Source organism: Exiguobacterium sp. LL15, from assembly GCF_024436095.1.
Taxonomy (GTDB): Bacteria; Bacillota; Bacilli; order Exiguobacteriales; family Exiguobacteriaceae; genus Exiguobacterium_A; species Exiguobacterium_A indicum.
The window spans coordinates 2,044,022-2,058,404 of sequence record NZ_JANFNX010000001.1 but is presented as its reverse complement, the minus strand read 5'-3'; the positions used below and the strand labels follow the sequence as shown (position 1 = coordinate 2,058,404).

Sequence of the window (14,383 nt, the reverse complement as noted above, 5' to 3'; positions counted from 1 at the left end):
ATAGAAAGGGGCTCGATTCAGAGTGGAAGAAAAAGAACAGAATCAAAACCTCCAACAAGAAGAAAACGTGACAGAGCCGACTGAAACCGTCGAAGTCACAGAAGAAGAAGTCATTCAAGCGGATCTCGTCGAAGACGAGAAACCAGACTTCGAAGCACAACTCGCAGAAGCAAAAGCTTCAGAATTACGCCTCCGTGCGGATTTTGAGAACTTCAAGCGTCGTAACCGTGTCGAAGCAGAGAATCGCGCGAAGTATTCTTCACAAGCGATCGTCGAAAAGCTGTTACCACTCGTCGATAACTTGGACCGTGCGCTCCAAATCGAGACGGAAAACGAGGAGACGAAATCCGTCTTGACGGGTGTTGAGATGGTGAAACGTCAACTCGTCGAAACGCTTCAAAATGAAGGCGTCGTCGAGATTCCAGCAGTCGGTGAAGCGTTCGATCCGAACTTACACCAAGCTGTCGTTCAAGAAGCGAGCGAAGAACACGAATCAGGTGTCGTCATCGCTGAATTCCAAAAAGGGTACAAATTGCACGATCGTGTGATTCGTCCGAGTATGGTTAAAGTAGCTGAGTAATCAGCTTGCACTTTATTATTCCAATCATTGAAAGCGAGGAAATAGATCATGGCAAAAATCATCGGTATTGACTTAGGTACAACGAACTCATGTGTTGCAGTAATGGAAGGTGGCGAACCTGTCGTCATCGCTAACGCAGAAGGAAACCGTACGACACCATCTGTCGTCGCATTCAAAAACGGCGAGCGTCAAGTAGGGGAAGTCGCAAAACGTCAAGCGATCACGAACCCGAACACGATCATGTCGATCAAGCGTCATATGGGTACGGACTATAAAGTAGAAGTCGAAGGCAAAGACTACACACCACAAGAAGTCTCTGCGATCATCCTTCAAAAACTAAAAGCGCAAGCAGAAGACTACCTCGGTGAAAAAGTCACAGAAGCTGTCATCACAGTACCTGCTTACTTCAACGATGCAGAACGCCAAGCGACAAAAGACGCTGGTACGATTGCTGGTCTTGATGTAAAACGGATCATCAACGAGCCTACAGCGGCAGCACTCGCATACGGTCTCGAAAAAGGCGAAGATCACACGATCCTCATCTATGACCTTGGTGGCGGTACGTTCGACGTGTCGATCCTTGAACTTGGTGATGGCGTCTTTGAAGTTGTTTCAACTGCTGGTGACAGCCGTCTTGGTGGAGATGATTTCGACCAAAAAATCATCGACCATCTCGTAGCAGAATTCAAAAAAGAAAACGGCATCGATCTTGCTCAAGATAAGATGGCGCTTCAACGTTTGAAAGATGCAGCTGAAAAAGCGAAAAAAGACCTTTCAGGTGTTTCTTCAACACAAATCAGTCTTCCGTTCATCACAGCTGGCGCATCAGGTCCACTTCACTTGGAAATGACGCTCTCACGCGCGAAATTCGACGATCTCACAGCAGATCTCGTTGAACGTACGATGGAACCAACACGCCGTGCTATGAACGATGCAGGTCTGACACCAGACAAAATCGACAAAATCATCCTCGTTGGTGGTTCGACTCGTATTCCTGCAGTTCAAAAAGCAATCCAAGACTTCACTGGTAAAGAGTCGTTCAAAGGGGTTAACCCGGATGAAGTCGTTGCCCTCGGTGCAGCGGTTCAAGGTGGCGTATTGACAGGAGACGTTAAAGACGTCGTTCTTCTCGACGTAACTCCACTCTCACTCGGTATCGAGACAATGGGTGGCGTGATGACGAAATTGATCGATCGTAACACAACGATCCCAACTTCGAAATCACAAGTCTTCTCGACTGCAGCAGACAGCCAACCAGCTGTTGACATCCACGTCCTCCAAGGGGAACGTCCAATGGCAGCAGATAACAAAACACTTGGTCGCTTCCAATTGACGGACATTCCGCCAGCACCACGTGGTGTGCCACAAATCGAAGTTAAATTCGACATCGACGCGAACGGTATCGTTAACGTTTCTGCGAAAGATCTCGGAACGAACAAAGAACAGTCGATCACGATTCAATCATCAAGCGGTTTGACTGAAGCGGACATCGAGCAAATGGTCAAAGATGCAGAAGCAAACGCGGACGCAGACAACAAGCGTAAAGAAGAAGTCGAATTACGCAACGAAGCAGACCAACTCGTCTTCGCAACAGATAAAGCAATCAAAGACCTCGGTGAGCAAGTCGCTGACGCTGATAAAGAAAAAGCAGAAGCTGCAAAAGAAAAAGTAACAAAAGCTCTCGAAGGAACAGACATCGAAGCAATCCGTTCTGCAAAAGACGAATTGTCGACAGTCGTCCAAGAGTTGACACAAAAAGTCTACGAGAACATGGCACAGCAACAAGCGGGCGCTGAAGGCGCACAAGCTGGTGGTCAAGATGACAACGTCATGGACGCTGAGTTCGAAGAAGTCGACGAGAAAGACAACAAGTAATTCATCCGACCGATTTTTCGGGCGCTAGAGAGAGCCAAAGCGTATCCGCGCTTTGGCTCTTTCCATGTCGCACGAAGTTCGGTAAAATCAAACAGTATGAAATGAATCGGAATAGAGAGAGGAAGACTGCACGTGGAAAAACGCGATTATTATGAAGTACTAGGCGTCGCGCGCGATGCCTCATCAGCGGAAATCAAACGCGCGTACCGTAAGCTTGCCCGGACGTACCACCCGGACGTCAACAAGGAAGCGGATGCGGATGCGAAATTCAAGGAATTATCGGAAGCGTATGAAGTGTTATCCGATGACAATAAACGAGCACGTTACGATCAATTCGGTCACCAAGATCCATCGCAAGGTGGCGGTGGATTCAGTGGAGCTGAAGGATTCGGAGACATCTTCGACATGTTCTTCGGTGGCGGACGTCGTCAAGATCCAAATGCACCACGTAAAGGACAGGATTTACAATACGTCGAGGAAATCGACTTCATGGAATCGGTCACAGGTGTCGAGAAGACGATCACGATTCCAGTCGAAGAAGATTGCGGGACATGTCACGGTTCGGGTGCTAAACCAGGAACACATCCGGAAACATGTAAACGATGTGGTGGTTCGGGTCACATCAACGTCGAACAAAACACGATGTTCGGTCGTGTCGTCAACCAAACGACATGTTCGACATGTCATGGCCGTGGACAAATCGTCAAGGAGCCATGTGAAACATGTCGTGGAGCCGGTCGCGTCCGTAAAAACAAAGATGTCCGTGTCAAAATTCCAGCAGGGATCGACAATGGGCAACAAATTCGTTTAGCAGGTAAAGGGGAAGCCGGTGTCAACGGTGGACCAGCGGGTGACTTGTATGTCGTCGTTCGTGTTGCAGCACACGAACTATTCGAACGTGTCGATGATCATATCGTCATGGATATGCCACTGACATTCGCACAAGCAACACTCGGTGATGAGATTGAAGTACCAACCGTTCACGGTAAGGTCAGTCTGAAGATTCCAGCCGGCACACAGACAGGATCGCGATTCCGTCTCCGCGGAAAAGGGATGCCGAACGTTCGGTCCGGTCACCATGGCGACCAGTACGTCAATGTCGTCGTCATTACACCGAAGAATCTGACGGAACGTCAAAAAGAACTCTTACGGGAATTCAATGAAATCAGCGATGAAAAAGGTGTCGAAGAGCAACACGAAGGTGTCTTCAGCCGGATCAAGACATTCTTTACAGGGTGATCACTACAGAGGAGCGTGACAAGAAATGAAATGGTCAGAGATCTGTGTCCATACGACACAAGAAGCCATCGAAGCAGTTTCAAACATCTTACATGAAGCGGGAGCAAGCGGAGTCGTCATCGAGGATGTCGAAGATTTCGAGATGATGTCCCACCGCGAAGATAACTTCGGTGAAATTTGGGATGAGACGAAACGAGACGAGTATCCGACACAAGGTGTACTCGTGAAGGCGTATCTTGCAGAAAGCAGCGATTTGACGGACACGATCAAAGGCATCGAACATGACATCCAACAGTTGACGAACTTCGGTCTGTCGATTGGCACGGGTGCTGTCACGCTGACTCAAGTAGATGAAGAAGATTGGGCTCATTCATGGAAACAATTCTATAAGCCAGTCAAAATCAGCCGCCATCTGACGGTCGTCCCAATGTGGGAAGACTACACGCCACAACCGGATGAAAAAATCATCGAGCTCGATCCAGGTATGGCATTCGGAACGGGAACACACCCGACGACGGTCCTCTGTATTCAAGCGATTGAGAATTACTTGCAAGAGCAAGACCGTGTCGTCGATGTCGGAACGGGATCCGGTGTCCTCGCGATCGCAGCTGCGAAGCTTGGGGCAAAGGATGTCTTTGCACTCGATTTAGACGAAGTCGCTGTCAAATCAGCGACGGAAAACGTCGCTTTGAACGAAGTCAGTGAGCAGATCACAGTCCGCCAAGGCGACTTGATGAAGGAATTGAGTGAGCCGGTCGAGTTGATCGTCGCAAACATCTTAGCGGAAGTCATCCTCCTCTTCGTCAAGGATGCCTATACGTTGACGTTACCAGGCGGTCATTTCATCGCTTCCGGTATCATTAGTCAGAAGAAGGATATGGTCGTCCAAGCGATGCAAGAAGCAGGATTTACGATCGTCGAGACAACGAAGCTTGAGGACTGGGTCGCGATCATCGCGAAACGGGAGGCGTAAACATATGCAACGGTATTTCGTCGAGCCCTCGATGCGTCAGGGAGAGGTGTTTCATCTCTCGAAAGACGACGCACACCATATGAAAAACGTCATGCGGATGGAAGTCGGCGGAGAGATTCTCGTACTCGACGGGACAGGTCTTTACCGGTGCCGTCTGGAAGCACTCGATAAACAAGCGGCTTCTGCCCGGATCGAAGAGACGCTACCGATCGAGACGGAATTACCGATTCGTGTGACGATCGCCCATGGATTGCCAAAAGGCGATAAGATCGAACTCGTTGCCCAAAAAGCAACGGAACTCGGGATCCATCATCTACGAATTTTCGAAGCCGATCGTTCCGTCTCGAAATGGGATCAGAAGAAGGTTCCGAAAAAGATTGAGCGACTCGAAAAAATCGTCAAGGAAGCAGCCGAACAATCGTACCGTGCCCACTTGCCGACAGTCGACTTCGTGGCGTATGATGAAGTCTTACAGGATGCATCGAACTATACGGCTTGTCTGGTTGCCTATGAAGAATCAGCAAAACAAGGGGAGGCCTCCGTCCTCGCTACGACGCTTGCTGGATTGCAAGAAGGTGATTCCCTTCTTGTCGTCATCGGACCTGAAGGTGGGTTCGCTGAAGCAGAAATCGCACGTTTGACGGATGCCGGTTTTAAAAAAGCCGCTCTAGGGCGTCGCATCTTACGGACGGAAACGGCACCATTTTATGTCCTTTCCGCCGTCTCGTATCATTTTGAATTGAAAGGGTGAACGAAATGGCAACTGTTGCCTTTCAAACGCTTGGCTGTAAAGTCAACCATTACGAAACAGAAGCTGTCTGGCAACTGTTCAAGGACGCTGGCTACGCACGCGTTGATTTTGCGGATCATGCGGACGTGTATGTCGTCAATACATGTACGGTCACGAATACCGGAGATAAGAAAAGTCGCCAAGTCATCCGACGGGCGATTCGCCAAAATCCGGATAGTGTCATCTGCGTAACGGGTTGTTATGCTCAAACGTCTCCTGCTGAGATCATGGCGATTCCTGGCGTCGATGTCGTCGTCGGAACACAAGATCGGCATAAAATGATTGGATACATCGAACAATTCCGTGAAGAACGCATGCCAATCAATGCGGTCGGAAACATCATGAAAGCAAAAGTCTATGAAGAACTGGATGTACCGGCCTTTACGGACCGGACACGGGCTTCGCTGAAAATTCAAGAAGGTTGTAACAACTTCTGTACGTTCTGTATCATCCCATGGGCGCGTGGTCTCATGCGGTCTCGTCAACCGGAAGATGTCTTGAAGCAAGCACAACAGCTCGTTGATGCGGGTTACAAAGAAATCGTCTTGACGGGAATCCATACAGGTGGATACGGAGAAGACTTGAAAGACTACAACTTAGCAAAATTACTTAAAGCACTCGAATCCGTCAATGGACTTGAACGCTTGCGCATTTCGTCGATTGAAGCGAGTCAAATCACGGACGAGGTACTTGATGTCCTGAAGGATTCGCCGATCGTCGTTCGTCACTTGCACGTTCCGATCCAGTCTGCATCCGATACGGTCCTTCGCCGAATGCGCCGCAAGTATACGATGGCGGAATTCGGAGAACGAATCACACGTCTGAAGGAAGTCCTGCCTGACTGTGCAATCACGTCGGATGTCATCGTTGGTTTCCCAGGTGAGACGGAAGAAGAGTTCATGGAAACGTTCAACTTCATCAATGATCATAAGTTCAGTGAATTGCATGTTTTCCCGTACTCGAAACGGACGGGAACACCAGCTGCGATGATGGACGATCAAGTCGAGGAATCAATCAAAGAAGAACGCGTCGCGCGCTTGATCGCATTATCAGATCAACTCGCGAAGGAATATGCTTCGAAATACGAGGGAGAACTGCTTGAGATCATTCCGGAAGAATTTTCGGAAGAAGCAGGCGGTCGTCTCGTCGGTTACACGGATAACTATCTGCGTGTCGCAATCGAAGGCGATGAGTCAATGATCGGACAACTCGTTCGTGTCAAAATCACGAAAGCCGGCTATCCGATGAATGATGGTCAATTCGTCCGCATCATGCAGACATTAAAAGACGCTGCGGTCTAATCGAAAGGGCAAAGGAAACCTCTGGTTTTCTTTGCCACTTTTTTTGTTTTCATTTCAGGAATGCGCTACACTGAATACAGTTCAATTAAGGAAAGAGGCTATCATTCATGCGAATCAACAAATTCATTAGCGAAACGGGTTTTTGCTCAAGACGTGCTGCCGATAAACTGATCGATGCAGGTCGTGTGACGATCAACGGTCTGACAGCAGAACTCGGCTCGCAAGCTGAAGAAACGGACGTCGTCGAAATCGACGGTCAGCCGCTTCAGACAAAACCAAAACCTGTCTACATCGTCTTAAATAAACCAGTCGGCATCACGTGTACGACAGAGCTTGATATCGAAGGAAACATCATCGATTTCGTCAATCATCCGAAGCGGATTTTCCCAATCGGTCGCCTCGATAAAGATTCAGACGGCTTGATTCTGTTGACGAATGACGGTGATGTCGTTAACCGGATCTTACGAGCAGAAAACAATCACGACAAAGAATATATCGTAACCGTCGATGCACCAATTACGGATACGTTCATTCAAGGGATGGCGAGTGGTGTTGACATTCTCGGTACGACAACGAAGGAATGCATCGTTGAACCACTTGAGACACGGACATTCCGGATCATTTTGACGCAAGGGTTAAATCGTCAGATTCGCCGTATGTGTAAAGAGTTCGGCTACCGAGTTAAGCGTCTCCAACGCGTCCGGATCATGAACATCGAGCTTGGCGATTTACCGATTGGTTCTTGGCGAGATTTGACAGAAGAGGAATTACGCGAGTTGTTTACGACGCTTGACGGGCAATAAGGTTCAATGAAAGTCGCCACTGGCGGCTTTCTTCATACATAAGGGGGATGACCGTGGATAAACGGGGTATGAGTGCGACATTCGTCGCCTACGTGATTGGTGGACTGTTGCCGATCTACAAAGTATTTGCTGCTGGTATTCCAGCATGGACGGTCGTTTCAATTCGGATATTGAGTGCGTTCATCTTCGTGACGTTGTTACTACGCCTGACGAAGAAATTCCAATTCGTTCGTCAATTATGGCAAAACAAACGCCAGCGCTATACCGTGCTTGCGGCAGGGCTCGTATTAGGTGGGAACTGGTCGCTCTATCTTTACGCCATCGGGGAAGGGTATATCGTTGAGTCGTCACTCGGGTATTACATCAATCCGCTCGTCAGCGTCTTGTTCGGTTTGATCTTTTTTAAGGAACGATTGACGCGTCCGCAAGTGATTGCGATTTTATCAGCAATCATCGGTGTGATGATTTTAACGCTCGGTTATGGTCAATTTCCGATTATCGCCTTTTCACTTGCCGTCTCGTTCGCATTTTACGGTGTACTAAAGAAAAAGGCAGCAGCCGAACCATTATCCGGATTATTTTTAGAGACACTGGTCACGCTCCCGTTCGCTCTCTTGACGCTTGGTGTGACAGATAGTCAACCGCTTGCGATGCCGACGAGTGCGCTGGTTGCGATCATCATGCTCGGGATCGCAACAGCAGTCCAATTGATGTTATTCGGATACGGAATGCCGAAAATCCCGTTTGTCTACGTCGGGATTCTCCAATACATTGCCCCGACCCTGACGCTACTCCTTGGAATTTATCTATTTAATGACGTCTTTACGACGATTCACTTCATCGCTTTCCTGTTCATTTGGATTGCTGTTGCTCTCTTTACGATCAGCGGTTTATCGGCAGGAAAAATGCGAATGAAGAAGGTATCATAATGAAAGAAGGGATTACGTGAATCTACCAGGATTCTTTGCGACACTTGTCGCGTATATCATTTGGGGACTCTTACCGCTCTACTGGAAGATGCTCGCCAACGTACCGAGTGAAGAGATACTGGCACACCGGATCATCTGGTCATTCTTATTTCTGCTCATCTTATTATCATTTCAAAAAGCACTTGGGAAGTGGAAAACGGCGTTACGCGATCCGTTCACGCGGCGACTCTTTTTCTTAAACGGACTGATCATCAGTCTGAACTGGTTCATCTATATCTGGGCCGTCAATCATCAATTCATTGTCGAAGCGTCGCTTGGTTATTACATCAATCCGCTTGTCAGCATCGTCTTTGGTGTCGTATTCTTTCGGGAAAAGCTTTCACGGATCGAGTGGATCTCGATTGTCCTTGCGACGATCGGTGTCTTGATTTTGACGATTGGCTACGGCGAGTTTCCATGGATTTCGATCGCACTTGCCTTAAGCTTCGGCTTTTACGGCGTCGTCAAAAAGCGGCGACCACTCGAATCAACGGTCAGTCTGACGCTCGAGACTATGGCGCCGCTTCCGCTGGCTTTGATTTTCCTAGGCTATTGGCAAGTACAAGGGACGTCTTCGATGACCGAATCTGTCGGTACGACGACCGGACTCATCTTGACCGGGATTGTCACCGCTGTTCCACTTTTGTTATTCGGATTCGGGGCACAACGGATTCCGTTCACGTGGGTCGGATTCCTGCAATTCGTCGCACCAACCTTGTCGCTTGGACTCGGTGTGTTGCTGTATCACGAACCATTTACTAAAACGCACATGGTGGCGTTTACATGTATTTGGACAGCAGCAATCGTCTTTACGCTCAATGGTGTCTGGATTCGGAAAAAACAGCTCCGAAAAGTCGCGTAAAAAGATAGAAGTCTGACCTCTTGCGTGATAGAATAAAAACAGAGTCTAAGGGATACCCTTAAGGAGGACAACAAACATGAATTTAGCAGGAATGATCGACCATACGGCACTGAAGCCAGAAACATCACGTGCTCAGATCGAAACACTCTGTAAAGAAGCATTAGAATACAAATTCGCAAGCGTCTGTGTTAACCCAACATACGTCGCGTTAGCAGCAGAACTCTTAAAATCAGATGATGACGTCAAAGTATGTACAGTCATCGGCTTCCCACTTGGAGCAAACACACCAGAAGTAAAAGCATTCGAAACAAAGGATGCGATCCAAAACGGTGCAACTGAAATCGATATGGTTCTCAACATCGGCGCATTAAAAGATGGCGATCTTGAGTTAGTAGAACGTGACATTCGTGCGGTTGTCGAAGCGGCAAACGGTACACTCGTTAAAGTCATCTTCGAAAACTGCCTTCTTACAAAAGAAGAAATCAAAACAGCTGCTGAACTTTCAGTTAAAGCAGGTGCTAACTTCGTGAAGACATCGACTGGTTTCTCAACAGGTGGTGCAACTGTCGAAGACATCCGTCTCATGCGTGAGACAGTTGGTCCTGACATCGGTGTTAAAGCATCTGGTGGCGTTCGTGACTTCGAAGGTGCAAAAGCAATGATCGATGCAGGTGCATCGCGCATTGGCGCATCAGCAGGAATCGCAATCGTTACAGGTGGTACTTCTGATAGCGACTACTAAGAATATCTCAAATGTCCCTCTTTTTTTGAGGGGCATTTTTTTGTTATGGAATTATTCTGAATTTAAATTTTGTATTAAGAAGTCAGACATCGCTTCCGATAATCAGATGTAGAATGTCGGAAGGATGTGGAATGAATGAAACGGTGGAGTGGAATCATACTGGCATCGACACTTAGCCTCGCAGGGTGCGGCAGTGTCATCGATGATCCAGAACGGGCAGTCAAGGAACGAAAGGAAATGGCAGTCGTCTTGTCGGATGTGGGTCTTGGCGATCAATCATTCAGCGATGCGGCGATGAGCGGTATGGCGTTGTTACGCGAGAAGGAAGGTTGGTCAATCGATTACCGAGAGTTGAACGAAACGAAGACCTATAAAGTAGCATTCGAAGCGTTAGCGAAGAAGAAGCCGACCGTCATCGTCGGACTCGGATTCATGGGACAGACGGATCTTGAGACCGTTGCTAAAAAATATCCGAAACAACAATTCGCCTTGATTGATGCTGTATCGACGTTACCGAACGTACTCTCGGTTACGTTCAAAGAGGACGAAGGAAGCTATTTAGCGGGTGCGGCTGCAGGTATCCAAACGAAGACGAATACGATTGGTTTCGTCGGTGGGATGAAGTCACCTCTGATCGAAAAATTCGAAAAAGGATACATAGCTGGCGCAAAAGCCGTCAATCCAAAAACAAAAGTACTCGTCGAATACGCAGAGGACTTTGCAGCGCCTGAAAAGGGACGGACGCTCGCAAACGAAATGATGCAGAAAAAGGCAGACGTGTTATACGCAGCAGCGGGGTTGACGGGAAGCGGTGTCCTTGAGGCAGCGCAAACGAAGGGGAAAAAAGCGATCGGTGTCGATAGCGATCAGACCCCGATCGCACCTGACGCTGTCATGACGTCAATGCTAAAACAAGTTGATCTTGCGATCACGAAAATCGGACAAGATGTGGCTGCGAAAGGTCTACAGTCCGGACAAGTCGTCCTGGGTGTCAAAGAAGGGGCAATCCAGTTGGCTCCAATCCGAAACACGAACTTTACGGACGGGGAACGAAAAAAATTAGAGCAGCTACAACAAGACGTGCTCGAAGGTAAGGTGACGATCCAATGACGTTACGGAAACGATTTTTACTCTCCACGTTAGTGACGATTTTGAGTGTCGTCATCTTGATGGGATGGACTTTGTTCCAACTCCGTCAAATTCAGTCCTATAACGAAGATTACGGGAAACAGCTCGTTGAGATCTCAGAGCTTGAAACGAAGCTCTTATATGAACAGGCAGCATGGAACCGACTGGCAAGCCAACCGTCTGAAAGTCAGGCGGAGCAAGTACAGGCACTTAGCAAAAAGAACGAACAAGCCTTGAACCAGTTACAAAAGACGTATTTGATTCCAGCATTTCAAGAAGAGTTGAACCGGGCGGATATGAAATATAAGACGCTTGCTGCGAAACGGACGGAACTGACGGACGCGATGAATCCGATTGAGATTCGCTCCCATGCCGCACGAATCGAAGGTGTGCTCAGTGATCTCTATACGTTACATACGAAAAATGGAGAGTTTTATGATGTCTTACAACGTGAAGCAAAAGACGAGACATTGAACCTGACGCGGACCGTCATGATTGCGACATTCATTCTCCTGATTGGTCTTGCGTTATACAACTGGTACTTCGCACGTAGCATCACGCGACCAATCAGCCGTGTCGTCCGGACAGCAGAACAGATTTCGGACGGAGACTTATCGCAGGAATTAGTCGTATCCGGTCGAAAAGATGAGATTGGTCGACTCGAGACAGCGGTTGCGCAGATGCAAGGAACATTGCATGAGGTCATCGGAACGATCAGTCGTTCGTCGAATACGATTCGTCAGATGAGTACGGAAGCGACGACGGAGAACGCGAACATCGTTGAAGTTTCTGGTAACATGACCCATGCGATCAATGAGATGGCGAGCGGGACACAAACGGTGTCGGACGATATCCAGACGACAGTCAGTACGATGTCCGATATGCAACAGCTCTTTGAAGAGAGTGAACAACGTGCACAAACGGCTTATGCAGAAGGACAGGCGGCCGATCACGTGATGGTTCAAAGTAGTTCCATCATGGAACAACAGGCCGCATCACTACGTGCATCAACAGAACAAAATCGCGAACTTGGTCAGAAACTGGAAGGTTTCTTAGAGCAGACGCAACAAATCGAACAGATGGCGCAACTCGTCGCTGGAGTTTCTGCACAGACGAATTTATTATCACTTAATGCGGCCATCGAGGCGGCGCGGGCTGGGGAAGCCGGTCGTGGATTTGCCGTCGTAGCAAGTGAAGTTAAAAAGTTAGCGGATGAGACAAATGAGGCGACGCGCTCAATCTTCTCACTCGTTCGTTCGATTCGTCAGGATGGTGCTGTCTTACAAGAAGCACTCGTGCAAGCGGAGCGGGAGCAGACGAATCAGGTCGAGAACTTCACACACGTTCAAGAAGCATTCGGTGAGACGCGTCAAAAGGTAGCAAGTGTGACGGAAACGCTCGATTACGTGACGAAACAACTCGTTCATTCGAAACAACAAGCCCGTCATGTCGTTGGTCAAGTCAGTACAGTCAGTGGCGTCATGGAAGAACTTGCAGCCGGAAACGAAGAAATTGCTGCTTCGATGCGTGATCAACAGGCATCGTTCGAACAGATTCATCAATTGATGCAAGAACTCGAATCGACGACGACGTCGCTTGACAGTCAGACACATCAATTCAAAATTTAATGAACACAGCAAAAAGTGCACGCTTTCTCAGGAAGAGAAGGCGTGCACTTTTTCTTGAATCGACTTATTAGACTTATTAGAAGAAGCTTTCTGGATCGAGCTCATTCGTCCGTCCATTCGCATCATACTGGTATCCACCATCGTGGATTTCAAAATGCAAGTGTGGACCAGTTGAGTTACCGGTGCTTCCGAGAACACCGATTTGCTGTCCTTGTTTGACTTGTTGTCCCTGTTTAACGTTTAAGGCATTCATATGAGCATACACGGTCGTATATGTTTTCCCGTCGATATTATGAGAGATATAGACGTGATTTCCGTAAGGACCACCTGAACTTGCTAAGATGACTGTTCCGCTTGCAGACGCAACGATTGGCGAGTTGAGTGGACCAGCGAAGTCTGTTCCGTTGTGGTACGCATAACCATTACTTCCGCTTGCTGCACCCATTCCTTGCGAAACAGAGCCTTGAGCAGGTTTGATGAATTTACCTTTTGCTTTTGAGATGACTTTCGTACTGGCCTTGCTAACAGATGCTGGCGCTGCCGATTGTTTCGCGGCTTTTGCGGCAGCTGCTTTTGCAGCACGAGCTGCCGCTTTTTCAGCTGCTTCCTGTGCCTTCAGTTGGGCCGATGCCTCTTTCAGGCTGAGGATATTGGATTCTATTTTTTTCTTTTGTGACGTCAAGCGTTTCAAAAGGGCTGTTCGTTTTTGTTTCTCTTCTTTCAGTTCACGTTGTTTCTTTTTTAAAACATTACGATCTTCAATCAAGTCTTGGCGTGTCTGCTTCAATTCTTCTTTCGCAGCTGCCAGTTCTTTTTTGTTTGATTCGTAATCTTTTAACAAAGAAGCATCGCTTTCCGCAATCGTATTGAAGGCATTGAAGCGGCTAATCATATCACCGACATCTTTTGCGCCGAAGACGGCTTCAAGCAGCGGGGCATTATCGGCTTTAGACTGACGAACTGCCAGGCGATCACCGAGCATTTTTTCTTGCTTCTTGATTTTCTTTTGTAACTTTTCGATTTTATCTTCTAATCGAGCAATCTGTTTCGTGTTTTCGTCGATCTTCTTTTGATTTTCGACGACTTGTAATGTCAGCCCGTTAATCTGTTGATCCAGGGCGTAGACTTGTTGCTGTGCTTTAGATAATTGATTATTTTTTTGAGACAACGCCTCGCGTTGCTTCGATTGTTGTTGCTGGTTTTGTTGTTGCTTTTCTTTATATGAGCTTGCCGCGTCGACGGGAGTTGTCGTCATGAGCGGACTTGCGAGTAAAGTGAGTGTCATGAGCGATAGCCCGAGTGACTTTCCGAAAGGTCGTTTCATAAACTAAGCGTCATTCCTTTCCCTTGTGAAGTGTTACCTATCCCACTCTAACAAGAAAATCGAAAAATCCACTTTACAATTCTTTTAAAAAAATACAAGAGAAACTAGCAGAAAGTATGAAGAATTTATGAAAATAACGATAGAGAAGTAAAAGGACATGCTTGAATCGT

Annotated in this window: 13 protein-coding genes; 12 read left to right on the top strand and 1 reads right to left on the bottom strand. The window is 47.8% G+C overall.

From position 1 onward, the window contains the following. Positions 1 to 22 precede the first annotated feature (22 nt). From grpE to NOM72_RS10690, 12 genes are all read left to right on the top strand, one after another. The gene (gene grpE, locus NOM72_RS10745; protein WP_023467440.1) at positions 23 to 580 is read left to right on the top strand and encodes a nucleotide exchange factor GrpE; all 558 of its coding nucleotides are present in this window, start codon (positions 23 to 25) and stop codon (positions 578 to 580) included. A 48-nt stretch (positions 581 to 628) separates the two neighbouring features. Further along, positions 629 to 2,455, top strand: a complete 1,827-nt coding sequence (gene dnaK, locus NOM72_RS10740; protein WP_035398411.1) for a molecular chaperone DnaK — start codon at positions 629 to 631, stop codon at positions 2,453 to 2,455. Between the two features lie 132 nt (positions 2,456 to 2,587). After that, complete coding sequence (gene dnaJ, locus NOM72_RS10735; protein WP_023467442.1) at positions 2,588 to 3,694, top strand: molecular chaperone DnaJ; 1,107 nt, start codon at positions 2,588 to 2,590, stop codon at positions 3,692 to 3,694. Positions 3,695 to 3,719: 25 nt separating this feature from the next. Then, positions 3,720 to 4,667: a 50S ribosomal protein L11 methyltransferase gene (gene prmA, locus NOM72_RS10730; protein WP_029341002.1), complete on the top strand. Its 948-nt coding sequence runs from the start codon at positions 3,720 to 3,722 to the stop codon at positions 4,665 to 4,667. Positions 4,668 to 4,671: 4 nt separating this feature from the next. Further along, entirely contained in the window at positions 4,672 to 5,418 is a 747-nt protein-coding gene (locus tag NOM72_RS10725) for a 16S rRNA (uracil(1498)-N(3))-methyltransferase (protein ID WP_075642007.1), read from the top strand. 5 nt (positions 5,419 to 5,423) lie between these two features. Further along, positions 5,424 to 6,758: a tRNA (N(6)-L-threonylcarbamoyladenosine(37)-C(2))-methylthiotransferase MtaB gene (mtaB, locus tag NOM72_RS10720; RefSeq protein WP_023467445.1), complete on the top strand. Its 1,335-nt coding sequence runs from the start codon at positions 5,424 to 5,426 to the stop codon at positions 6,756 to 6,758. A 107-nt stretch (positions 6,759 to 6,865) separates the two neighbouring features. Beyond that, entirely contained in the window at positions 6,866 to 7,561 is a 696-nt protein-coding gene (gene rluF, locus NOM72_RS10715) for a 23S rRNA pseudouridine(2604) synthase RluF (protein WP_023467446.1), read from the top strand. Between the two features lie 53 nt (positions 7,562 to 7,614). Beyond that, complete coding sequence (rarD, locus tag NOM72_RS10710) at positions 7,615 to 8,490, top strand: EamA family transporter RarD (protein ID WP_023467447.1); 876 nt, start codon at positions 7,615 to 7,617, stop codon at positions 8,488 to 8,490. A 16-nt stretch (positions 8,491 to 8,506) separates the two neighbouring features. After that, positions 8,507 to 9,391: an EamA family transporter RarD gene (rarD, locus tag NOM72_RS10705; RefSeq protein ID WP_023467448.1), complete on the top strand. Its 885-nt coding sequence runs from the start codon at positions 8,507 to 8,509 to the stop codon at positions 9,389 to 9,391. A gap of 76 nt (positions 9,392 to 9,467) precedes the next feature. Continuing rightward, a complete protein-coding gene (gene deoC, locus NOM72_RS10700; protein ID WP_023467449.1) occupies positions 9,468 to 10,133 on the top strand; it encodes a deoxyribose-phosphate aldolase in 666 nt (221 codons plus the stop codon). 135 nt (positions 10,134 to 10,268) lie between these two features. After that, positions 10,269 to 11,243, top strand: a complete 975-nt coding sequence (locus NOM72_RS10695; protein ID WP_023467450.1) for a BMP family lipoprotein — start codon at positions 10,269 to 10,271, stop codon at positions 11,241 to 11,243. Beyond that, a complete protein-coding gene (locus NOM72_RS10690) occupies positions 11,240 to 12,889 on the top strand; it encodes a methyl-accepting chemotaxis protein (protein ID WP_023467451.1) in 1,650 nt (549 codons plus the stop codon). Before NOM72_RS10695 ends, NOM72_RS10690 begins: the two co-directional genes overlap by 4 nt. A 76-nt stretch (positions 12,890 to 12,965) precedes the next feature. On the opposite strand, the gene NOM72_RS10685 is transcribed toward NOM72_RS10690, so the two are convergent. Beyond that, on the bottom strand, positions 12,966 to 14,213 hold the full coding sequence (locus NOM72_RS10685; RefSeq protein WP_035398401.1) for a murein hydrolase activator EnvC family protein: 1,248 nt from the start codon (positions 14,211 to 14,213) through the stop codon (positions 12,966 to 12,968). Between the last annotated feature and the right edge of the window lie 170 nt (positions 14,214 to 14,383).